Raw genomic sequence first — 22,072 nt, forward strand, 5'->3', positions numbered from 1 at the left:
ATGAAAAAAACAACGAAAGATTTAAACCTGTACATAAAGTTGGAACAAAAATATTTAGTAAAAGCTTTGGATAAATTAAGAAAAAATAAGATTTTTTCAAAATTTTTCCCTCTTGGTGGATTTCCAATAATAGCAATATCTGAAGATGATGAAGAAAAAACAAAAAAAATACTAAATGAAATGTCAATTAAATACAAAATAGAAAAAGCAAATCCAGACATTATTGAGGAGATGTTGAAGTTTTGAATTACATAGGTCTTGACTATGGATTAAGCAAAACAGGTATTGCAATTAGTGATTCAGTCTTAAAAATTGCTACTATAAAAGGAACTGTTAATACAGATAAAATATTAACTGTATTAGAAAATAACATATACAAAAAAGATGATATTTTTATAGTCGGTTTACCAATATCAATGTCTGGCAGATATTCTAAGCAAACATTTGAAACCATCGACTTTTGCATAAAATTAAAAGAAAAGTTTAAAACTGATATTTTCTTAATAGATGAACGCCTAACCACTCAACAAAGTTATACTATGACAAAAAACTTTTTAAATGCCAAAAAGGCAAAAAAAACAAAGGATCAAAATAGTGCTTTGTTTATTTTACAACGATACCTGGATAATCCAAATCAAGGAATAAAATTAGAAAAGCGTCAGATTTATAAAATGGAAAATATTGAATATGATTCAATTTTAATAAATGAGATTATTATAAAAAATAGTAATATTTATAACAAAGCTGATATTTTCACAAAAGACCCTTATATCTTTTGGTGGTATTTTAAACGCAATAAAAAATCAACAACACTTATTGATGACTTAAACAGCGAATATGATATTTTATTAACAAAAAATAATGTATTAAATTCAAATATAAAATTCAAAAAAATTAGGATAATAGGTGATTAAATGTCCAAATCTTTGTGGTTTATCATTTCATATCTAATTGGATTCTTGATTTTATTAAAAATATTCCCTACAATAGTAGGAAGTTTAGTTATTGCTTTGTTTTTTACTATATTAATAGATGTAATTGCTTCATATCTTGAAAAAATAAAAATATCAAGAAAAATAACAGCACCATTAGCTGCCGTGATTTTTTATGGTGCAATTGTTTATGCTTTTTATAGTTTAATTCCTATAACTATTGAAGAAAGCACAAAAGCTTTTGAAGTGCTTAAAGGTATAAATTTTAATTCAATCCCTGGAAAAACTGGAGAAATTATAAACACTTTACTCGACACTGCAGGTAAATATTTAAACGATTTAATCATACAATTAGCTGGATACTTGGCTTCAAATATTTCCAATTATATTACTGTCGCATTATTATTAATAGTAGCATCAGGTTATATGGCTATTGCCAGTAAACGGTTATGGTTATCTATTGATAAATTTTTCCCAAATTCAGAAATAAAAAGCACAAAAAAATTTTTATTAAAAACCTATAGCGATTTAAGGAAATTTGTTTCTGGTCAAATAATAACTGCTCTATTTGTTGGTATAATAACATGGTTCATGGCACTAATTCTTGGATTTCCATATGCAATTTTTTTAGGAATACTTGCTGGTATTACAGACTTTATACCTTATCTAGGTGTATTCATAACTGCATTCCCACTTATTCTTCTTGGATTTACAAATTTTGAATTAATCGGAATAATAAAAGCTTTAACTATTTTAATTACCGCCAATCAAATTGAAACATGGATTCTTGCTCCAAGAATTTCTGGTGGTAAGGTTAATCTTAATTGGTTCCTTATTTTAATTTCAATGTTTATTTTTGGTCAAACATTTGGGGTAGTAGGAGTTTTAATAACAATACCTCTTTTAATAATATTTAAAAATATATGGGGAATGTATATAATTCAATATTTAAAGAATATATAATAAAAAAGCAGCCTCTTAGGCTGCTAAAGGTTAAACAGGGGGAATTTCAAAAAAGTTGTCTTTGCTTGATATTGGTAGTTATTTGCTTTTAATGGCTGTTATTTCATTTTTTTGATATTATACAACATTTTTTTCATTTTGTCAACTGAAGGGAGATTCAAATGAAAACAGGTGATTGGTTAAAAAAATATAATATATACCTTAAAAAAAGCCTTGGTCAAAATTTTCTTGCAACAGAGGTATACGCAAAAAAAATTGTTCAAAAATCTGGAATTACCAATGAAGATACTGTAATTGAAATAGGTCCTGGTGCAGGAACACTAACAGAAGCATTGGCAAAAACAGGTGCAAAAATTTTTGCATTTGAAATAGATCAGAGACTCAATCCATTATTAGTAGAAAGATTTCAAAATTATAATAACGTAAACATTCAATTTATCGATTTTTTGAAAGCGGATTTATCCAATTTTGAAAAACCTAAATATGTCGCAAATATTCCATATTACATTACATCACCAATTTTAGAAAAAATTTTTTTAGAAACTCCGGATTTTCAATTAGCTACATTAATGGTTCAAAAAGAATATGGCGACAGAATGCTTGCAAGATCCGGAAAGAATTATAGTCCCTTAAGTATATTTGTGCAATTTTTCTGCAATGTTGAAAAATTAATAACGGTTCCACCACACGCTTTTATTCCTAATCCAAAAATAGACTCTGTAGTTATCAAATTAACTCCAAAGGAAAATATTCCTGATATTGATAAAAATAAATTCTTCAAATTTATACATATAGCTTTTTCGCAAAGAAGAAAAACAATAAAAAATAACTTAAAACAACTTTTTGGAGATAAAACTGAAGAAATATTAAAAAAATGCAATATCGATTCCAAAACTCGTCCAGAAAACATCACCATAGATCAATTTATAAATCTCTTTATTATTTCTAAATCTTATAATAAATAGAATATCTATTCTTCAGACTGTTGTCAAAGTATTTTCTAAAAAAATAATATGAGCGAATACTTGAAAATTCCCAAACTTTCGCTTCGCGAAAATTAAAAGCTTTTAACATAAATTTTTTGGTTCGAAAAATTTTTAAATATTCTTTGTAAAACCTTGTATTTATTTTTAATACTATGTATTAAAAATATGTGCGTGAATATTATTTTTGAAAATACTTTGCATTTAATTTTTGACTTTGTCTACAAACTGATAGAATATCTATTCTTTAATTTTCTATTTATATTTTCTTTATTGATTTTACCCATTTTTTTTGTTAAAATATTTATGGTCCTAAGAAAACTCAATCTCGCCCTCATAGTTCAACGGATAGAACGGCGGATTCCTAATCCGCAAATGGAGGTTCGATTCCTCCTGGGGGCACCAGTATTAATCCGGGAGCTTCCCGGATTTTTTGTTATTTCTAATTTAATATCAAATAAAAATTAATGAGGTGAAAGTAATGTGGTATCCTGGCCATATAAAAAAAGCAAAAGGAAAAATTAAGACTTACTTAAAAACTGTTCAGGGAATTTTAGAATTGGTAGATGCCAGAGCACCATATGCAAGTAGAGCATATGAATATGAAGACTTATTTAAAAACAAAGAAAGAATTATCCTTTTTAACAAAATAGATATAGCTGATGAAAAAAATTTACAGTTTTGGGAGAAATATTACAAAGAAAAAGGATATAAAGTTTTAAAAACCTCTCTAAAAAAAGTAAGTATTAGAAGTTTTTTAACAAAGATCGTTTATAAATCATTCCCCAAAAAATTTAGTGAATTAAGAGTAATGGTTGCTGGTATCCCAAACGTTGGAAAATCAACTTTAATTAATAGCATAAAAGGGAAAAAGGCTTTAAGAGTTGGAAATACACCTGGAGTTACCAGAGGTCTTCAATGGATAAGTATAAACAATCAATTTATGCTACTGGACACCCCTGGTATTCTGTATAGTGAAATATATAATAAAAAGATGCTGTATAAATTAATTTTAATTGGATCTTTAAAACCGGAAAAAGATGAAAAAGAATTCGCAATAGAATACGGATTTAACTTTTTTAAAGAAAAATACCCAGAAATAATAAAAAATGCTTTAAAATCCGACAATATTCCAGAAGAATATCCAGAGTTTCTCGAATTATTCGCAAAAAGAAGAAATTTTATTACTTCAGGGAATAATTATGATATAGAAAGAGCTATGAATACATTTTTAAAAGAATTATCTGATGGAAAATATGGTAAAGTAGTATATGATTATCCTGAAGATTATGATGTTTTAAAGTGAGGTAATATTATTTTAAACGGTATTAATTTTTTCAATATTGGCATTTTAAAAGATTTAATAAAAACCAAAAATATAAAAACTTTAATTGCCCTAATCGAGGCAATAGATGATGATATTATTCAATTAAAAATAGATAAACATAAAAGAATAATCATAGAAAATCCAAAAAGCTCATTGCCAAAAAATTTAAAAACCGGCGATTATATTAATATTGTTGATGAAAAAAGCGAAAACGCCAATATAACTCAGGCAAAAGAATTATTAGAAATTACCGAAAGCACCGAAAAGAAAAATATCGTTAAATTTCAATTATTAAATGAGAGCGTTGAATTGAAATTAAATGGAAATATTAGAAATCCACAAATAAAAAACTTTATTACATGGCTTGGGAAGTTTATTAAAAATTTAAAATATATAAATACCGAAATTACTAAAAATGTGATAAAAAAAACAACTATTACCAGCAATAATACTAACATTTTTCCAGAAAAAAGCATAAACAATTTCATTAAAACCTTTATAAAAGAAATATCAAAAAGCATTATAGAAAATAAATCCTTAAAGATACCTGACCCTAAAAGTAGCGCAAAGATTATAAACAAAATAATTAAAAATATCAATGATGATAAAGATTTAAATAATAATATAAAACAATCAAAAGAAATTGACTTTAATAATATTGAAAATGATAAAAAGATAAAAAATAATACCATTAAAGAAAAGGATTTGTTTCATGATACTGATAAAAATATTTCAAAAAAAATATTCAAAAAATTCAATAATGAATTAAGTCTTTCAAATGAAAAAAAAGGATTTACTGAAAAAAAAGAAAATATTAAAAATAATATTGAAAACAAAAAAATCACAGATACTAAAGAATTACAAAAAAATCAATTTTTACATAAAGCAATAAATGCCTATAAAACTTTTTCTCAATTTGAAATTATACAAGAACCAAATTTTATTTTTCTTCAAATATTTGGAATGCCTCTTTTCTTAAATATTGAAGATGAAATAGAATATAAAGAAAACAAACAAAAGAAAATTAAAAGAATTGCTTTTTCATTTTTATCAAAAAATTTTGGTTTAATTAATAGTATTATTTACAAAAAAGAAAATAATGTTTCTTTAAACTTTTTTATTGAAAACAATATTGAAATCTTTAAAACTAATATCAACTGGTTAATCAATAATATACAAAAAGACGGAATAAAGATTGACGGTTTACAAATAAACCCTTTAGAAAAAATTTTTGAGTTAAATAAGAAGGGATTATATGGATAAAAAGGTTGTAGCAATAAAATATAAAGATTTTAAAGATGAAGTTCCAACCGTAATTGCTAAAGGTACTGGAATAATTGCCGAAAAAATTATTGAAATTGCTAAAGAAAATAATATTCCAATATTGAAAAATACAAAAACGGTTAATGAATTATACTCACTTGATATACCTTCAGAAATACCTGAAGAAATGTATTTTATTGTCGCTAAAATAATCGCATATGTAATGAAACTCAATGAAAAAGAGGAGGAATAATAATGGGATTAAAATATGCTATTGTATATCTTGATTTAAAACCTGAATATGCAAAATTATATAATTTACCTATAAAAATGCCTGTTTTAGTTGAAGATATAAAAAAAGTTACAGATAAAAACAAATTACCTCTTGAAGTTATTTTAAGAGGATTGGAAGCACAATATGAAATTTCAAAAGATGATTATTATAAGAGTTATCTTGTTTATTTTTATTACGAAGCATTTAAAAAAGCTTTAAATAAAAATGATTTCGAAAACGCAAACTTCTACTTAAATAATGCCAAAAAGATTGGTGGAGAAGATTATAGATTTAATTTTTATAGAGCTCTTTTACTTAAAAAAAGCAATCAGGAAGAATTAGCAGAACTTGAATTAAAAGAATCTATATTAAAAAATCCAAATTTTTATCTTGGACACTTTGAATTAGGAAATTTAATGTTTGAAAGGAAAATATATGAAGAAGCATTAGAAGCTTACAAAAATGCTCTTGAATTAAATCCTGAATTTGTGATTCCACACTTAAAAATAGCTGATATATATATTGAAAATGGTTTATTTTCAGAAGCTATTGAGGAATTAAATGAAATATTAAAAAAAGATCCAAATTTTTCTGCAGCTTATGTAAGATTGGGTATCTTATTTAATCAACTTCAAAGATTTGAAGATGCGTTGCAAATTCAAGAAAAAGGGCTTGCAAAAGACCCTGAAAATTATGAATTACTTTATAATATAGCATACACATATGCAAAATTAGGAAGACACAGTGAAGCTACAAAACGTCTGGAAAAAGCTGCTAAAATTCATGAGGAGGATTTTATTCTTCACGAATTAGCTATTTCATACAGAAATATTGGCGAATATATAAATGCTTTTAAAACTGCAAAAAAAGCTCTTGAAATATCATCAGATGAGAATAAAGAATTAATATTGTTGTTGTTGGTAAAACTTGCTGCTATTATTGGAGATATCGAAGAAACAAAAAAATACTACAATTTGTTGAAAAATACAAAATTTGAAATTTCGGCAAAAACATTTTATATGTTTTCATTATTATCAAATGATGACATAGATATGGCAAAAAAAATATCCCTTGAACTACATAATTATGGAATATATGGAAATATGTACCTAATCATAGAACATATTGATAATTACATTGATTATCTTGAAAACTGTACCAATAAAAACTTTACTGAAGCGTTAATTGATTCATTTGATGAATATGGTGATATTGATAAATTAGGATTATATCGAAATTTAAAGAAAAATAATATAGAGATACTCAGCCTGGTAAAAGATGACATAAATGAAGATATTAATGGCATTGAATTACTATTAAACGCATATTTATTAAGTGGTATAGATTATGGATTATCTGAAAGAGTTTCGACATTACTGGCAAAATACGTGTGGAAAGATGGAAAAGGAATGTTAATTTCAAGATTCCTGTTAAGATATTATCAAGATAGAGTATTTGGGAATTTTAGTTCTCTTGATGTATTTGTTAATGATATTGTTGAAGAAATGAAAGATCTTAACTTTGAATTAGCCAGATTCATTTCAGATTATGAACTTCATTTAATTGATTTTGATGAATTATTAGAATATACTTTAACAAATCTGGAAGACATTATAAAAGTAATTCTTTCATACATGCATATACAACCTACTCTAAATGAAATTTTAGGCTCATCATTTGAAGATGAAAGAATTAAAAAAATATTATTGTGGGCAAAACAGTTAGATGAATTGATAAAAATATTGAAATAATATATTCTGGGGAGGATTTCATATGAAAAAACTTGTATACTTGCTAATAGGTCTTATTATTCTCTTTTCTTTTATAGGTTGTACACTTAAAGAAGATAAAAAACCCGTGATTCAATTAATTGAACCAACATCCAACCTTATTGACAGTAGTTTTAATTTAAAATTCAAAATTTCCGATGATGTTTATTTAAAAAATTGGGAAATTTCCATCGACAATCAGGTAATCAGCGCATTAAAATTTGACAGAATTAGCGAAAATGAAATAGAAGTTAGTTCATTAAACCCTTACGAAATAGATAATATACCTGATGGAGAAACGTTGAATATTTTAATTACAGCAGAAGACAATATAGGTAATAAAACTTCTTTGAAAAAAGAATTAAAAATTGGAAGGAAACCTACAATAAAACTTTTACCTTCAGAGAGTGTGTATGACACCGTCGAAGGTACATTTTCCATCCAAGCTTATTTAAAAGATATTGATGTTGCTGGTTATGAGGATTTAAACGATTACAGTTTAAGCTTATCAAATAATGATAATATGATTTATTATACAACAGCTCCACAATCAATAAAAGATGGACTACATGATAAAGAAGCCACTATAACAACGGATGTATTTAATGCTTATGATTACCCAATTGGAGATTCATTGACTTTATATATCTCTGCTACTGATAGAGCTTCAAATACAGTTACTTACGAAAAAACGATTAAAATTGGAGGCGATGCTCCGAAAATAACCATAGTTGAACCTAATAAATATTCAACTGCTTCAACTACCTTAACTGTAATTGCAGAAGTAACTGATGATGTAGAAATTAAAGATATTAAATTGTTTGTTAATAATGTTGATAAAACTTCAGAAAGTGGATTATATATCGATTCTTTAAATTCCACTAAATTAACCATAGATGAATTTAAGAATCATTCATATGTAAAAAAAGCTTATATAAAAAATGATAAAATTGAATTGTCTTCAGATTCTATTATTGAAATACAAAGCGAGGATAGAGCTGGAAATATTGTTAGTAGAGGATTTAAAATTGTAATATCGAATCCAAATTCACCAAATAAATCATTTAAAATAGTAAAAGCGTGGTGATACACATTAAAAATTTCTGGGTAATATTATTTTTTCTATTTTCAATATTTGGATTTTCAAATATAGAATTTTTAAGTATATATCCACAAAACAATCAACAAAATATCTCTCCAACAACACTTATTTTAAAATGGCAGGTAGATAATCAACAAAATAAAAAATTAATATATGACCTATATCTAGGGGAGTCAAAAACTCCCCTATTATACAGTGCTAATGTGCCAACTAATATATTTCCAATAAAAATATTAAAACCTTCAACTACTTATTATTGGAAAATTGTTGCAAAAGATGGAGATAAAAAATATGAAAGTCCACTATGGTCTTTTAAAACGCGTAATTTTTCTGATGGAGAATTAATATGGGTATCCTATGTTAAAAACAGTGAAAAATTATTGTATTATAAAGATATTATTTTTAATATATATTCTAATACTATTGAGGCATATGATAAAAAAAAGGATTTAATTTACACCATAACTGCTAATTTTTCAGATTTCTATATAGACAAAAACTTTATATATCTACTCCAAAAAAATATAATATCTCTATATGATATTAATACTGGTAAAATCATTAAAAAAATTACTCTTGAAGAGAATTATACTAATTTAAAATTATTATCTAATAGTAGTACAGTTTTACTGTATTCAAAAAATATCATAGATTTGTATAAATTTGACAATAAACAATTTAATAAAACGCTCAATTTAAATTTTAATGAAGAAATAAAAAATGTTTATACCTTTAAAAATGCCTTTATAGTTAATTTAAAAGATAAAATTATTATTATCGATTATTCTGGGAAAAAACTAAAAGAATATAAACTTAAAGCTGATATTATTGATTTAAATAGCAATTTTATGCTATTGAAAATAGACAGCGTTCTATATTTATTTTCATATAATAATCAAATGATTAAGATTGAAGATAATGTAAAAAATGCTTTTCTAAAAGAAAATAAAATATACATAGAAAAAAATAAGGAATTTATAATTTATGATATTTCAACTAAAAATAAAAAAAGATTAGATATAAAATTTAACTATAAAAATATTCTCTTCTTTAAAAACAAAATAATTTTAGTAGGAGAGAAAATTTATGCTATTGATAATGAAGGAAATCTAATATGGAAACATGAATTTCAAAATGATAGTATTATTTCAAACATAGCTATTACCAATTATAATACTATAATATTTTCATTATTTGATAATAAATACTATAAAATCGTAGAAATATACGATAAAGATATTATTCAAAAAAATTCATATAAAGAGTTAAATTTATCTTTAAATTCATCTATAAATTCAGAACCAGAAAAAATTAAAGAAAACACCCTGACATCATTACCAACTCCTCTTATTATAAACCCAAAATATGATGAAAAAATTCAAGCTTTTAATATTTCACTGGAGTGGATATTACCTGGATATGAAAGTACCACGGTTACGTATGAAATTGACTTAAAAGAAATAAGTAGCGGATTAATAAAAAATAAAAAAATAAGCAATATTTCTAATAATAGAATACTCTTATTACTTGAACCAAATACTAAATATATATGGAAAGTCATAGCGAAAGACAAAGGAAAAGTAACCCAAAGTGAGTGGTCAACATTTTCTACTAATAGTCTAAATTTTGTTTTAAAAAGGATAAAACTAAGTGGAAATCAACTGGTTTTAGATTCTACAATTAGAGACAATTTAATTTACTTTACAGGTTATACCGTAACTCCAGAAAAAGATGTTCTAAAACTTTTATATGGAAATATCTCTACCAAATTTCTAAACCTAAAAGCATGGGATTTTGGAAATAATCAAGATAAATATGGAACATCCATCGACTTAACTGATGATGGAACAGTTATAATTGGCGGATTTTCCTCAGAAAAAGATTTAAGAGGGGATATGTTATTATATTCTCTTTCTAAAAACGGAAAAATTAACTGGGATATAACTACAGGAAGTTCTAAAAGAGATACTATTAATGATATATATTTCGATAATTCTGAAGAATATATTTATACAATTGGAACAATCGGAACAGATAATATGGGAAGTAACATATTATTCTCAAAATATAGTCCAAAAGGGTATAGAATTTGGTCAAGAGAATTTGGAGGATATGAGCTTGAAATAGGGGCTACTTTAAAAAGAATCGATAAATATTCATTTTTGCTGCTTGGAAGTACTAAATCATTTGGCGAAGGTGGATATGATTATTATATTGTAAAAACAAACGAAATGGGACAAAAACTATGGGATTTAACTGCTGGAACATCAAAAGATGATTTTGCTTCTGACTTAATACAAATATCAAAAAATGAATATATAATCTTAGGAACATCTTTTAGAGATACATTACAACCATTTCTGGCAAAAATTGATAATAGTGGCTTTAAGATTTTTGAAAAAATAATTCCTTTTACCAATGATGTAAATTTAATTAAAGCAGCTATATTCAAAAATTATTTTTATGCTGTTGGATGGTATAGAGAAAAAGATAGTTTAATTAGAAAAGGCCTAATAACAAAGTTTGATTTTAATGGCAACCTTCTTTGGGCAAAAACATTTCAAATAAATAATCAAGATACTGTATTCACTGATATTAATGTACAAAATAATAAAATTTTCTTATATGGTGCTTCACAATACGAAAAACCAAATTCAAGAGATATTATTATTATTCAAACAACAGAAGATTATATATTAAATAATTTTGAAAATGCACAATGACGGGGGATTATATGACAGATTATAGAAAAAGATTGATTATATTTGTAATTGTTTTTATCTCTTCATTATATATAAACTCTATTTCACCTTTAATGACAACATTTCAAGAAAATTTTAATATTACTATATCTCAATCATCAGCATTGCCATTTACCAATACTATAGGAAATATAATATTTGCAACTATTGCAGGGTTTATTATTTCTAGTATAGGTTTGAGAAATAGTTTGATATCTGCACTATCTTTTTTGATATTAAGTATAATTATTTTTATCTTTTCTAATAATTATATAGGATTAATTTTAGCTATGTTCTTTGTTGGTGGTGGCTTGGGTCAAATATTTTCTGTTACCACTTCAATGTATGATCATTTAGATGTAAAATTACAAAATTATGGTTTATTTCATGCTTTCTTTGGTTTAGGCGGAATTATAGGACCATTATTTGTTTCACTCTTTTTAAAATACAATTTAGGATATAGAAGTTTGTTTGGTGTATATTTAGCTTTAATATCATCACTATTATTATATATAATAATAGCAAAAGTACCACAAAACATAAAATATCAATCGTTTTCTTTAGCTGAGGGTTTTTCATTGATTAAAAAAAGAATTGTTATTATATCTTTAATAATGCTTATGTTATATGCTGGTTCAGAAATTGGAAGTATAACATGGGCTGCTAACTTGTTTAAAAGCTCTTTTAACTTCACAAAAGAATCAGCTGCTATATTTATTAGCCTATTTTGGACACTTTTTACATTTGGAAGAGTAATTTCAGATAAATTATATGCTTTTTTAAAAGAGAAAACATCATTTTATTTACCAATTTTAGCTTCTACGATAATATTAATATTATTCTTATCAAAAATACCCTTTATTTTTGCATTATATGGATTTTTCTTAGGTCCTATTTTCCCATCAACACAAAAATATTTAAATGCTCATTTATCTCATAGAGAAGTAGGATTAATATCAGGCCTTGTTTTTGCTGGCACAGGCATTGGATCGATGATTATTACCACAACCATGGGTATTATAGCTGATTACAATGTTATAATAAGCTATTTACTACCTTTTTCCATACTTATTTTAATTGGATTATTATCATTATTAAGAGAAAGCAAGTAAGCCTTGCTTCAGACTGTTGTCAAAGTATTTTCTAAAAAAATAATATGAGCGAATACTTGAAAATTCCCGAAAAAAATATGAATGAAGCCATGTATATTATTGGAATTCAAATATAAAACGAATGAAAACTCGAAGATTGCCTGAAAAAATTATGAATGGAGGTTTCCAAAATCACATGGATGTGATTTTGAGTGAAGCCGAGCATGGATGCGAGTCTGAACGGAAACCGAGAATAAGTAATTTTTTCAGATTAGCAGTCAAGCGTTTGAATGAGTTTTATTTTGATTCCAATTTTGAGGATTTAGAATTTTCCGTATGAGTGAATATTATTTTTGAAAATACTTTGCATTTAATTTTTGACTTTGTCTACAAACTGAAGCAAGTAAATCTTGCTTTCTTTTCTATTATATTATATAATTTAATAGACTTTAATTAAGAAAGGGGATATATTATGGGGGACAAACTATTTAAAAGTGAAGATATAAAAAAGATAGCATTTCTAAGCAGCTTAAATATTCACCCGAAAGAAAAAAAATTTGTTTTTGTAAAAACTAATATGGTTAAAAATGAATATGAAAGCCATATTTATTTATCATCATTTTCAGGAAAGATTAAAAAATTTGCTAAAGGAAAAAATCCATTATGGTCTCCTGATGGAAAATTTCTATTATTCACAGATAAAAAAGATAAAGACTTTAAAGGTCAGGAATTATATTTAATACCATATGATGGTGGAGAACCATATCTATTAACAAAAATAAAAAATGGAAGTTATTCTAATATTAAATGGTCTGATGATTCAAAAGGTATTTATGCAATAAAAAAGGTAGAAGAAGAAAATGATTCAGATGTTAGGGAAATCGAAAGTCTTCCAGTTTGGCAAAATGGTGGTTCTTTTATTGAAAGATTTAAATATTCTCTTGTATATACCACTATTAATGGAAAGGAAAAAGAAATTAAGCCTCCAAAAGATGATTTTGAACCAATGTTTATTTCATTGTATAAAAATAAATTAACTGTTATTACAAGGAAAGATAGAGTAAATTATCCTGCCGAAACAGAAATATATGTATATGATTTAAACAAAAAACAATGGAAAAAACTTCCTCTTACATTCAAAAAAGTTTTTTGGCTTGAATGGGTTAATGATAAACATTTTGTATTTTTAGGACATGATGGTAAATATGGTTTAAACACCAATATGCATTTATATTATTATATAAACAAAAATAAAATTATAGATTTATTTAATAATTTAGATCTTTCTTTTGGAAATTCTTTAAATTGTGATGTTAGATTTGGTTCGACAAGAAAAATAAAATTAATAGATGATACCATCTATTTCGTTGTTACTGAAAAGGAACGAGCTCCATTGTATAAAATTACTTTGGATGGCAAATTAGAAAAAGTACTAAAGGATGGATCTTGTGAAGATTTTGATATTATTGATGATAATTTAATATATATAAATCAAAACTTTTTAAAGTTACCAGAGGTATATTCATACAATAAAAACAAAAAACTGACAAAATTCAATGATAAAATAATTAAAAATTATACTATAAAACCACCGTATTATTTAAGTGTAAAAAGTGAAGATAATACAGAATTAGATGTTTGGTATTTACCTCCATATACAAAAGAAAATAAAGGTACTATACTTGAAATTCATGGAGGACCTAAAACTGCATATGGTGATTCGTTTATGTTTGAATTCCACTTATTAGCTTCTAATGGATTTGGAGTAATATTTACCAATCCACATGGCAGTGAAGGATATGGAAATGATTTCGCAGATATTAGAGGAAAATATGGAACAATAGATTATAGAGATTTAATGAAAGCTGTCGATGCTGTAGTAGAAAAATTTAATTTGGATAAAAATAAGTTGGGTGTTACAGGTGGATCATATGGTGGATATATGACTAATTGGATTGTTACTCAAACTGATAAGTTCAAAGCTGCTGTAACTCAAAGATCAATTTCTAATTGGTTTAGTATGTATGGAACTACAGATATTGGGTATTATTTTGTTACAGACCAAATTGGTGGCCATCCTTGGGAAAATAAAGAAAAATATATTGAATCATCACCGTTATTTCATGTTGATAAAGCAAAAACACCTTTATTGTTAATTCATTCATTAAAAGATTATAGGTGTTGGGTACCTGAAGCTCTTCAATTCTATACAGCATTAAAAGTACGTGGTGTAAAAACAAAGTTAGCATTATTCCCTGATGAAAATCATGAATTATCTCGAAGTGGAAAACCCGATCATAGGATTAAACGATATAACTTAATAATAGAATGGTTTGATAAAAATATAAAATGAGGCTTAACGCCTCATTTTATTAATATATAATTATATTATAATCATAAAAATTCCCAAAGAAATGAAAGATATAAAAAATATTGTATCTTTTAGTTTCCATTGAAATTGTTTATATCTTGTTCTTCCTTCCCAACCACTATAGCATCTTGCTTCCATCGCTATACTTAATTCATCCGCCCTTCTAAGAGCAGAAACCAACAAAGGTATAATTATAGCAACTAATCCTTTTAATCTACCAGATATTTTTCTTGAATCAAAATTAGCTCCTCTACTCATTTGTGCTTTAAATATCCTTTCTGCTTCACTTGCCATTACTGGAATGAACCTAATTGCAATTGTCATAACCATAGACAATTCATGCGCAAATGATCTTTTTACTCTAAGCCATATTAAAACATCTTCCATTGCATTTGCAAGAGATGTTGGAGATGTTGTTAAAGTTAACACTGAAGATAACATAATAGCAAAAAATAATCTAAAAGTTATTATTGCTGCGTTAGATAATCCAGTATCTGTAATTTTTATAAACCAAAGCTGATAAATAACATTGCCTTCATAATTAAACAATTGTACAACAAAAGCAAATAAAATCAACATCCACATTGATTTTATTGATTTTCCATACATTCTAAGTCCAACTCGAGATAAAACCATTAATATAAGTGTGTATAATGACATCAACACAACATCATAAAAACTATTTATAGTAAAAGCAAAACCAGCAAGAAAAAATAATCCTATTAATTTTGCTCTTGGATCTAATGAATGCATTAATGATTTTTTTTCAACATATCTTCCTATTGCAATATTTTCAGCAAACATTTCACACCACCTATTTAAGCTTTTTCATAATTCTACTATATATATTATACTATCTTATTTTTATTTATGTTAAAAAACAGTATCTAAAATACTTATATAATAAAAAATGTGGAGCAACAGCTCCACATTATTTTCTTTAATTTTCTTTAGCTTTTAATTCTTCTAATTTTTTTTCAATTTCTTCAAGTTCTTTATTTATTCTTTCCCATTCCTCATCAAGATTCTTATCATGTTCATGCGGACCCATATACTTTTTTATTGACTCTTTCTCACTTTCCAAAAACTTTTTTCTTTCTAATAATTCTCTTAATACGCTCATAATATCCCCCCTTTTGATTTGTGAAAAAAATAATTTATAATAAATAACCTATCACACTCTTATTTTACCATTTTGTTTCAAAAAAATCAATATTAATTATATTTTTTCAAATTATCAAATAATATTTTTATAAATTCTTCTCTATCTACTTTTAATGCCCATCTAGAATTTGGTTCTTTAAAATGCCAATAATCTACCACAGTTTCACCATAGGTTAATTCACCTTTTGTTTCTACCTGTGCATAATATTCTTCAAATTCAAATATTTCTGGTTTTATTAAATATGCTATAGTACATGGATCGTGTAACGGAGCCCCTTCAATTTTAAATATATCAAAATAGGTTTGATGGAAGAATTCTAATAACATTCCCATTTTTGATACTATTTCTGATTCAAATTTTTGCATTTCCTTAATTTCATCCATATATATTTTAGCTTGATGAGTTACATCAAGTGGAAATACTGTTAAATTAAAACCTGCATTAAAAACTATTTGTGCTGCTTCTGGATCAGCATATATATTAAATTCAGCTCTTGGTGTTGTATTTCCAAATTTTATTCCACCACCCATAATAACCAATTCTTTAACTAATGGAACTAAATCAGGATAATTTAATGCAAACTTTGCTATATTTGTTAAAGGACCGACTGCAACTAATGTAATTTCATTTGGATTACTATATACATTTTCTGCAATAAATTCAAGATAATTTTTATTTTCTAATTTTTTTGTTGGCTCAGGCAAATTTGCTCCTTCTAATCCGCTTTCTCCATGAATATTAGGAGCAACAATTTGATCTCTTAATAACGGTTTATCAGATCCCGCAAAAACTGGAATATCTAATTTAGCCATTTCTGTTAAAACCAAAGCATTTCTTGCTGTGTTTTTCAAATATGAATTACCAGCTACTGCTATTATTCCCAATAATTCAATTTCTTCAGCTATTCCTGCTAATAATATCGCTACTGCATCATCATGTCCCGGATCACAGTCTAAAATTACCTTTTTTTTCATAATATCACCTCATTTATTAAATAAAATTTATATTTTCTATTTCTTTTTCTAAATTTTTTAAAAATTTTAAATTAAAATCATATTTAATATCTTCAAACATTTTTATAGGCATTATTCTCATTAAAGAATTACTTAAAAATGCATAGTCATAATATTTTATATCCTCATCTCTTATTATAGCCTCTTTTACATTAAATTCCTCAATTAGTATTCTTCTAATAACTCCATTTAATAATCCACATTCCAATTTAGGTGTATATATTTCATTATTTTTAACAAAATAAATGTTAGATATACTACCTTCTGTTATTTCATCCTTTTCATTTAAAAATATAGCTTCATTTTTGCTTATATTCATAGCTCTATTTAACTCTAAAATATTTATTGCATAATTATTTGATTTTATATAATTTAAAGGATTTTTGCTAAATTTTCTATTTTTTGCAAATACTACATTATAACCTTTATCTTTAACTTTCTCTAAATATACTCTATTATTTGAAGTTACTATTATATCAAATGTTTCCCTATTTTTCAAAACATTTATTTTCAAACTTCCATTAATAATATTATTTTTTCTAATAACTTCCATTGATATATTATATAATTTTTCTATAACAATATTAAAATTAATATCTAAAACCTTACACCCATTAATTAGCCTTTCATAATGATAATTAAAAAATTCTAATTTACCATTATTAACTTTTAATGTTTCAAAAACACCCATTCCATACATTAACCCTTCATTTAAACTATATGGTATTTCATCATTATAATATTTTCCATTAAAATATATCATATCATTTTTAACCCCTTAATTAATGCTTTTCCTTTTGATAATGATTCTTCATATTCCATTTCCGAATCAGAATCCCATACAATACCTCCACCAAAGTTTGCATATGCTTTTTTATCTTTACAAAAAATAGTTCTAATAACTATATTTAAATCCATTGAATTATCAAATCCAATATACCCTATAGTTCCTGTATATAATCCTCTTTTATTTGGTTCTAATTCTTCAATTATCTCCATTGCTCTAATTTTGGGAGCGCCTGTAATAGATCCACCTGGAAATGTTGCCATAATTAAATCAATAGCATCTTTATCTTCTTTTAATTCTCCTACAACAGTAGAAACTAGATGATATACTGTTGCATATTCTTCTAAAGTAAATAATTCAGGTACCTTTACACTTCCTGGAATACAAACTTTCGATAAATCATTTCTTTCTAAATCAACTATCATCAATAATTCCGCTTTATCTTTTGTACTATTTATCAACTCTTTTTTATTTTTTTCATCAACTTCTTTATCTCCTGTCCTTGGCCTTGTTCCTTTTATTGGCCTTGTCTCAACATATCTATTTTTTAATTTGATAAATCTTTCAGGAGAACTAGATACAATTTGAAAATCTCCAGTATTTATATATGCAGCAAAAGGTGCGGGATTGATTTTCCTTAAATCTAAAAATAATTCTTCTGGAGATTTTATTAATTCTGTTTCTATTCTTTGAGTAAAATTGATTTGATATACATCACCTTGATAAATATACTCTTTTATTCTTTTTATAGATTTTAAATAATATTCTTTACTCATATTAAATTCAATATCTATATCAGCTAATTTATTCTTTTCTTGCGGAATATACTTTTTCGAATTAAAGACTATATTCTTTATTTTATTATGCTTTTTTTCATTCTGACTAAATAAGTATAATTCTTCATTATTATGATCGTATATTAAAACTGTGTCATAAAAAGGGAAATAAATATCATATATCCCAATATCGTCAATAGCCTTTGATTCAATACTTTCTATATATTTATTACTGTCATATGAAATAAAACCCATTGCCCCACCAATAAATGGAAGTTCTGTATCATTTTTTATTTCATATTTTTTCATTATTTCTTTTAAATCTAAAAATGGATTATCAGAATAATATTCTTTAATCTCATTTTCATCCTCTAAAATAATTTTATTGTTCTTTGCTTTAAAGATTAAAAAAGGGTTTAATCCCAGAAAGGAATATTTACCAAGTCTTTCCTTATCCTTTTGACTATCTAAAAAAACTACATTTTTCTTATCTTCTAAAGAATTAAAAATATCAACTAAATTAAATGGAATTTTTAATTTTTCTATCATAATATCTCCTTTCTATAATTCTTAGCAAAGGATAAGAAGTTTTTCAACATATCAAGCCCATGTTCTGTTAAAACAGCTTCTGGATGGAATTGAACACTTTCTATTGGGTATTTTTTATGTTTAATTGCCATTATTTCTCCTTCTAAAGACTCTGCTGTAATTTCTAAATCTTCTGGTAAATCTTCTTTTGAAACTACAAGAGAATGATATCGTGTGACATTTAAAGGATTTTTTAATCCTTTAAACACTCCTTTAGAATTATGTTTTATAGGATATACTTTACCATGAACTGGTTCCTTTGCTTTAATTATTTTAGCTCCAAAACTTTGAGCTATTGTTTGATGTCCTAAACATACACCAAAAATAGGTATTTTTTCCTTGAACACATTTATTATTTCCAATGATATTCCTGCTTCATTTGGCGTTTTCGGACCAGGGGAAATAACAATCATATCTGGATTTAGTTTTTCTATTTCTTCTATTGTTATCTTATCATTTCTATACACTAAAACCTCTTCATTTAATAAGTTTAAATAATGAACTAAATTATATGTAAAAGAATCATAATTATCAATCATTAATATCATACTTCCACCTCTGATTCTATAAAAATACCCAGCTATTGCTGGGATTAAATGATATAATTTTTTCTACTTTCATTTTAAATATCTATTGTGACTTATGTGACAACTGTCGAATTTTTGTATACAACTGTGACAAATATTAATTTAAAAATTTTCTATATAATATCTAATTTTTGCTGGCAAATATAATATATCTTTGTTCTCAATAATAATACCATCATTCATCAATCGTTTTATATATGTATAAACAGTTTGTCGCTTTACTTTTCCTTCTAATTTTTTAACAAGCGTAGATTTGTCTAAAGAGTTACGTGCTATTTCTTTTAATATTATTTTTTGAATTTTTGTAAATGAAAATGATTTTTCAATATTTTGAGATATTATCATTCCTATGCTTTTTTTGGCTATATCTTTACTTATTCTATCAATATCAGAATTAATCAAAGCTATTTGCTGAGCCATCCATAGTGCATCTCTTGGATTCCCATCACTAAATACAGCAATTTCATTTAAAGCTTCTATGTCAAAATAATCGGGATATTCTTTTATTCGCTTTAAAATCATCTTCTTTATATCTTCAATAGTTAATGAATCGAGAAATATCATATCTTTAAATATATTTTCTAAATTTCCGCTTTCATTCCATCTCATTCGATCATTTGAATATTCTCTATATATAGAAAATGGCAAAGAAACAAATGTAATTATATTTTCTTTAAATAATACATTTTTTAGAGAATCTAATATATTTAACACTTCTTCCTTTTTCTCTTTGTCTAATTCATCTATAATAATTAATATTTTGCCATATTCCTCAACAAGCAATGATAATAATTTGTCAATATATTCTTTTACTGAATAAATGTTAAATCTCTTTCTATTATTAACTGACTTTTCATATGAAATATTAGCAGCAAAAGATAGACCTCCGCCATATGTTGTATTGTAATTCATTTCATTTAATATAAATTCTTTTGACTCTTTAGCTATATTATTGATTTTTTTATTTTTCAATTTTAATGCTAAAATCGAAAGTTTATATAGGAAATCTCCAATTATTATTTCTTTTGAATCTTTTTCTGTTATTAAAATATGAAATCTTTTTGCATCTTCAGAATCAATAAAATTTAAAGTCGTAGTTTTTCCGACACCGGTTTCTCCACATAGTCCAAAAATTCCCATCGGTTGAAAATAAGCGATTTTGTTTAAGTGATTAAGTTCTTTTTCCCTGTTTACAAGAAAATCTTTATTACTAATTGGAGCATCAAATAAGGCTTTAATTATATATTTTAATTTATTTTTATTCATATGATCACCTCTAAATGATTATAAAATGTTATTGTGACTTATGTGACAACTGTCGAATTTTTGTATACAACTGTGACAAATATTGAAGTTTAAAAATAATATGAAATTCTCTCTATTAACAAATAAGTATTATTCTTTTATATTTTTTCATCAGTTCCACCTCCAATTCAATTATACCATATAAAAATAAAATGAGGCTTTCGCCTCATTTCAGACTGTTGACAAAATAAAATATGAAAAAATAATATGACCATGTATAATATTATTGGAATCCAAAAATAAAACGAATGAAAACTCGAAGATTGCCTGAAAAAATTATGAATGAAGGTTTCCAAAATCACACGGATGTGATTTTGAGTGAAGCCGAGCATGGACGCGAGTCTGAACGGAAACCGCGAATGAGTAATTTTTTCAGATTAGCAATCGAACGTTTGAATGAGTTTTATTTTGATTCCCACTTTGAGAATAAGAATTTTCACCTTAGACACGAATATTATTTTGAATATTTTATTTTGTACTTTGTCTACAAACTGTAATAAGAAATTAGGTCTGCGTTTGCAGACCTAATTTCTTATTATATTAATTTCATATTTCTGTGTTAACTTATATGTATAATATCCAAGTATAACTTTTATTGAATCAAATAGTATAAATGGTAAAAATCCTATTTTAATCGCTTTTATTAAAGATAAATCAAGTTTAATCATTAATCCAGACACACCAAAAATATAAATAATAAAAATAGCTAAAAATCCGTTAATAATATTATTAAAAGGTAAATATGCAACAAGTGTTGCTATTAAAAATCCTATTATATACCCTCCAGTTGGACCAAAAATTACCGAAATACCTCCTCCGAATCCTGCAAAAACTGGTAACCCAATAGCTCCCAATAATACATATATTAAAACTGCTTTCCATGCATCTTTCTTTAAAAAATAGATCGTTAATATAACTCCAAAAACCTGTAGAGTAAAAGGTACCCCAAATGGTGTTGGAATTTTAATCCATGATGTTACTATCAAAAATGCTGTAAATAATCCCAATAATGATATTTTATTTTTCATGATCCAC

20 protein-coding genes and 1 tRNA gene are annotated in these 22,072 nt (G+C 25.7%); 13 read left to right on the forward strand and 8 right to left on the reverse strand.

Translation table 11 applies throughout. From position 1 onward, the window contains the following. From JRV97_RS04450 to JRV97_RS04510, 13 genes are all read left to right on the forward strand, one after another. Entirely contained in the window at window positions 1-246 is a 246-nt protein-coding gene (locus JRV97_RS04450) for a hypothetical protein (RefSeq protein WP_281000583.1), read from the forward strand. After that, window positions 243-914, forward strand: coding sequence for a Holliday junction resolvase RuvX (ruvX, locus tag JRV97_RS04455; protein ID WP_281000585.1), 672 nt, complete (start codon window positions 243-245; stop codon window positions 912-914). The genes JRV97_RS04450 and ruvX overlap by 4 nt, the downstream gene beginning before the upstream one ends. Further along, window positions 915-1,895, forward strand: a complete 981-nt coding sequence (locus tag JRV97_RS04460) for an AI-2E family transporter (protein WP_281000587.1) — start codon at window positions 915-917, stop codon at window positions 1,893-1,895. A 161-nt stretch (window positions 1,896-2,056) separates the two neighbouring features. Beyond that, the gene (gene rsmA / locus JRV97_RS04465) at window positions 2,057-2,860 is read left to right on the forward strand and encodes a 16S rRNA (adenine(1518)-N(6)/adenine(1519)-N(6))-dimethyltransferase RsmA (protein ID WP_281000589.1); all 804 of its coding nucleotides are present in this window, start codon (window positions 2,057-2,059) and stop codon (window positions 2,858-2,860) included. 348 nt (window positions 2,861-3,208) lie between these two features. Beyond that, window positions 3,209-3,283 (forward strand) — tRNA-Arg (locus JRV97_RS04470). 76 nt (window positions 3,284-3,359) lie between these two features. Then, window positions 3,360-4,184, forward strand: a complete 825-nt coding sequence (ylqF, locus tag JRV97_RS04475) for a ribosome biogenesis GTPase YlqF (protein WP_281000591.1) — start codon at window positions 3,360-3,362, stop codon at window positions 4,182-4,184. A 174-nt stretch (window positions 4,185-4,358) separates the two neighbouring features. After that, window positions 4,359-5,468, forward strand: a complete 1,110-nt coding sequence (locus tag JRV97_RS04480) for a hypothetical protein (protein ID WP_281000593.1) — start codon at window positions 4,359-4,361, stop codon at window positions 5,466-5,468. Further along, the gene (locus JRV97_RS04485; RefSeq protein ID WP_281000595.1) at window positions 5,461-5,721 is read left to right on the forward strand and encodes an EscU/YscU/HrcU family type III secretion system export apparatus switch protein; all 261 of its coding nucleotides are present in this window, start codon (window positions 5,461-5,463) and stop codon (window positions 5,719-5,721) included. Before JRV97_RS04480 ends, JRV97_RS04485 begins: the two co-directional genes overlap by 8 nt. Window positions 5,722-5,723: 2 nt before the next feature. Next, the gene (locus JRV97_RS04490; RefSeq protein ID WP_281000597.1) at window positions 5,724-7,493 is read left to right on the forward strand and encodes a tetratricopeptide repeat protein; all 1,770 of its coding nucleotides are present in this window, start codon (window positions 5,724-5,726) and stop codon (window positions 7,491-7,493) included. Window positions 7,494-7,515: 22 nt separating this feature from the next. Then, the gene (locus JRV97_RS04495) at window positions 7,516-8,598 is read left to right on the forward strand and encodes an Ig-like domain-containing protein (RefSeq protein WP_281000599.1); all 1,083 of its coding nucleotides are present in this window, start codon (window positions 7,516-7,518) and stop codon (window positions 8,596-8,598) included. After that, window positions 8,595-11,336, forward strand: coding sequence for a hypothetical protein (locus tag JRV97_RS04500; RefSeq protein WP_281000601.1), 2,742 nt, complete (start codon window positions 8,595-8,597; stop codon window positions 11,334-11,336). Before JRV97_RS04495 ends, JRV97_RS04500 begins: the two co-directional genes overlap by 4 nt. 11 nt (window positions 11,337-11,347) lie before the next feature. Continuing rightward, complete coding sequence (locus tag JRV97_RS04505) at window positions 11,348-12,466, forward strand: MFS transporter (RefSeq protein ID WP_281000603.1); 1,119 nt, start codon at window positions 11,348-11,350, stop codon at window positions 12,464-12,466. A gap of 451 nt (window positions 12,467-12,917) precedes the next feature. Next, window positions 12,918-14,798: a S9 family peptidase gene (locus JRV97_RS04510; protein ID WP_281000605.1), complete on the forward strand. Its 1,881-nt coding sequence runs from the start codon at window positions 12,918-12,920 to the stop codon at window positions 14,796-14,798. Window positions 14,799-14,828: 30 nt separating this feature from the next. On the opposite strand, the gene JRV97_RS04515 is transcribed toward JRV97_RS04510, so the two are convergent. The 8 genes from JRV97_RS04515 to JRV97_RS04550 all read right to left on the reverse strand — a co-directional run bounded on the left by JRV97_RS04515 (window position 14,829) and on the right by JRV97_RS04550 (window position 22,065). Then, window positions 14,829-15,620: an energy-coupling factor transporter transmembrane component T family protein gene (locus tag JRV97_RS04515; RefSeq protein ID WP_281000607.1), complete on the reverse strand. Its 792-nt coding sequence runs from the start codon at window positions 15,618-15,620 to the stop codon at window positions 14,829-14,831. A gap of 136 nt (window positions 15,621-15,756) precedes the next feature. Next, window positions 15,757-15,939: a hypothetical protein gene (locus JRV97_RS04520; RefSeq protein WP_281000608.1), complete on the reverse strand. Its 183-nt coding sequence runs from the start codon at window positions 15,937-15,939 to the stop codon at window positions 15,757-15,759. 92 nt (window positions 15,940-16,031) lie between these two features. After that, complete coding sequence (locus tag JRV97_RS04525; protein WP_281000610.1) at window positions 16,032-16,955, reverse strand: nucleoside hydrolase; 924 nt, start codon at window positions 16,953-16,955, stop codon at window positions 16,032-16,034. Between the two features lie 16 nt (window positions 16,956-16,971). Then, window positions 16,972-17,757 carry an aminotransferase class IV gene (locus tag JRV97_RS04530; RefSeq protein WP_281000612.1) on the reverse strand — a complete coding sequence of 262 codons (786 nt, stop codon included), beginning with the start codon at window positions 17,755-17,757 and terminating at the stop codon, window positions 16,972-16,974. Continuing rightward, window positions 17,754-19,106 carry an aminodeoxychorismate synthase component I gene (pabB, locus tag JRV97_RS04535; RefSeq protein WP_281000613.1) on the reverse strand — a complete coding sequence of 451 codons (1,353 nt, stop codon included), beginning with the start codon at window positions 19,104-19,106 and terminating at the stop codon, window positions 17,754-17,756. Before pabB ends, JRV97_RS04530 begins: the two co-directional genes overlap by 4 nt. Further along, a complete protein-coding gene (locus JRV97_RS04540) occupies window positions 19,103-19,693 on the reverse strand; it encodes an anthranilate synthase component II (protein WP_281000615.1) in 591 nt (196 codons plus the stop codon). The genes pabB and JRV97_RS04540 overlap by 4 nt, the downstream gene beginning before the upstream one ends. A 141-nt stretch (window positions 19,694-19,834) precedes the next feature. After that, entirely contained in the window at window positions 19,835-20,998 is a 1,164-nt protein-coding gene (locus tag JRV97_RS04545) for a KAP family P-loop NTPase fold protein (RefSeq protein ID WP_281000617.1), read from the reverse strand. A gap of 563 nt (window positions 20,999-21,561) precedes the next feature. Beyond that, window positions 21,562-22,065, reverse strand: a complete 504-nt coding sequence (locus tag JRV97_RS04550) for a biotin transporter BioY (RefSeq protein WP_281000619.1) — start codon at window positions 22,063-22,065, stop codon at window positions 21,562-21,564. Between the last annotated feature and the right edge of the window lie 7 nt (window positions 22,066-22,072).

The organism is Marinitoga aeolica, from assembly GCF_029910535.1.
Classification (GTDB): domain Bacteria; phylum Thermotogota; class Thermotogae; order Petrotogales; family Petrotogaceae; genus Marinitoga; species Marinitoga aeolica.

Coding starts and splice junctions, on each gene's coding strand:
- JRV97_RS04450 (WP_281000583.1), top strand. CDS start 1: ATGAAAAAAACAACGAAAGATTTAAACCTGTACATAAAGTTGGAACAA.
- JRV97_RS04460 (WP_281000587.1), top strand. CDS start 915: ATGTCCAAATCTTTGTGGTTTATCATTTCATATCTAATTGGATTCTTG.
- rsmA (WP_281000589.1), top strand. CDS start 2,057: ATGAAAACAGGTGATTGGTTAAAAAAATATAATATATACCTTAAAAAA.
- ylqF (WP_281000591.1), top strand. CDS start 3,360: ATGTGGTATCCTGGCCATATAAAAAAAGCAAAAGGAAAAATTAAGACT.
- JRV97_RS04485 (WP_281000595.1), top strand. CDS start 5,461: ATGGATAAAAAGGTTGTAGCAATAAAATATAAAGATTTTAAAGATGAA.
- JRV97_RS04490 (WP_281000597.1), top strand. CDS start 5,724: ATGGGATTAAAATATGCTATTGTATATCTTGATTTAAAACCTGAATAT.
- JRV97_RS04495 (WP_281000599.1), top strand. CDS start 7,516: ATGAAAAAACTTGTATACTTGCTAATAGGTCTTATTATTCTCTTTTCT.
- JRV97_RS04505 (WP_281000603.1), top strand. CDS start 11,348: ATGACAGATTATAGAAAAAGATTGATTATATTTGTAATTGTTTTTATC.
- JRV97_RS04510 (WP_281000605.1), top strand. CDS start 12,918: ATGGGGGACAAACTATTTAAAAGTGAAGATATAAAAAAGATAGCATTT.
- JRV97_RS04515 (WP_281000607.1), bottom strand. CDS start 15,620: ATGTTTGCTGAAAATATTGCAATAGGAAGATATGTTGAAAAAAAATCA.
- JRV97_RS04520 (WP_281000608.1), bottom strand. CDS start 15,939: ATGAGCGTATTAAGAGAATTATTAGAAAGAAAAAAGTTTTTGGAAAGT.
- JRV97_RS04525 (WP_281000610.1), bottom strand. CDS start 16,955: ATGAAAAAAAAGGTAATTTTAGACTGTGATCCGGGACATGATGATGCA.
- JRV97_RS04530 (WP_281000612.1), bottom strand. CDS start 17,757: ATGATATATTTTAATGGAAAATATTATAATGATGAAATACCATATAGT.
- pabB (WP_281000613.1), bottom strand. CDS start 19,106: ATGATAGAAAAATTAAAAATTCCATTTAATTTAGTTGATATTTTTAAT.
- JRV97_RS04540 (WP_281000615.1), bottom strand. CDS start 19,693: ATGATATTAATGATTGATAATTATGATTCTTTTACATATAATTTAGTT.
- JRV97_RS04545 (WP_281000617.1), bottom strand. CDS start 20,998: ATGAATAAAAATAAATTAAAATATATAATTAAAGCCTTATTTGATGCT.
- JRV97_RS04550 (WP_281000619.1), bottom strand. CDS start 22,065: ATGAAAAATAAAATATCATTATTGGGATTATTTACAGCATTTTTGATA.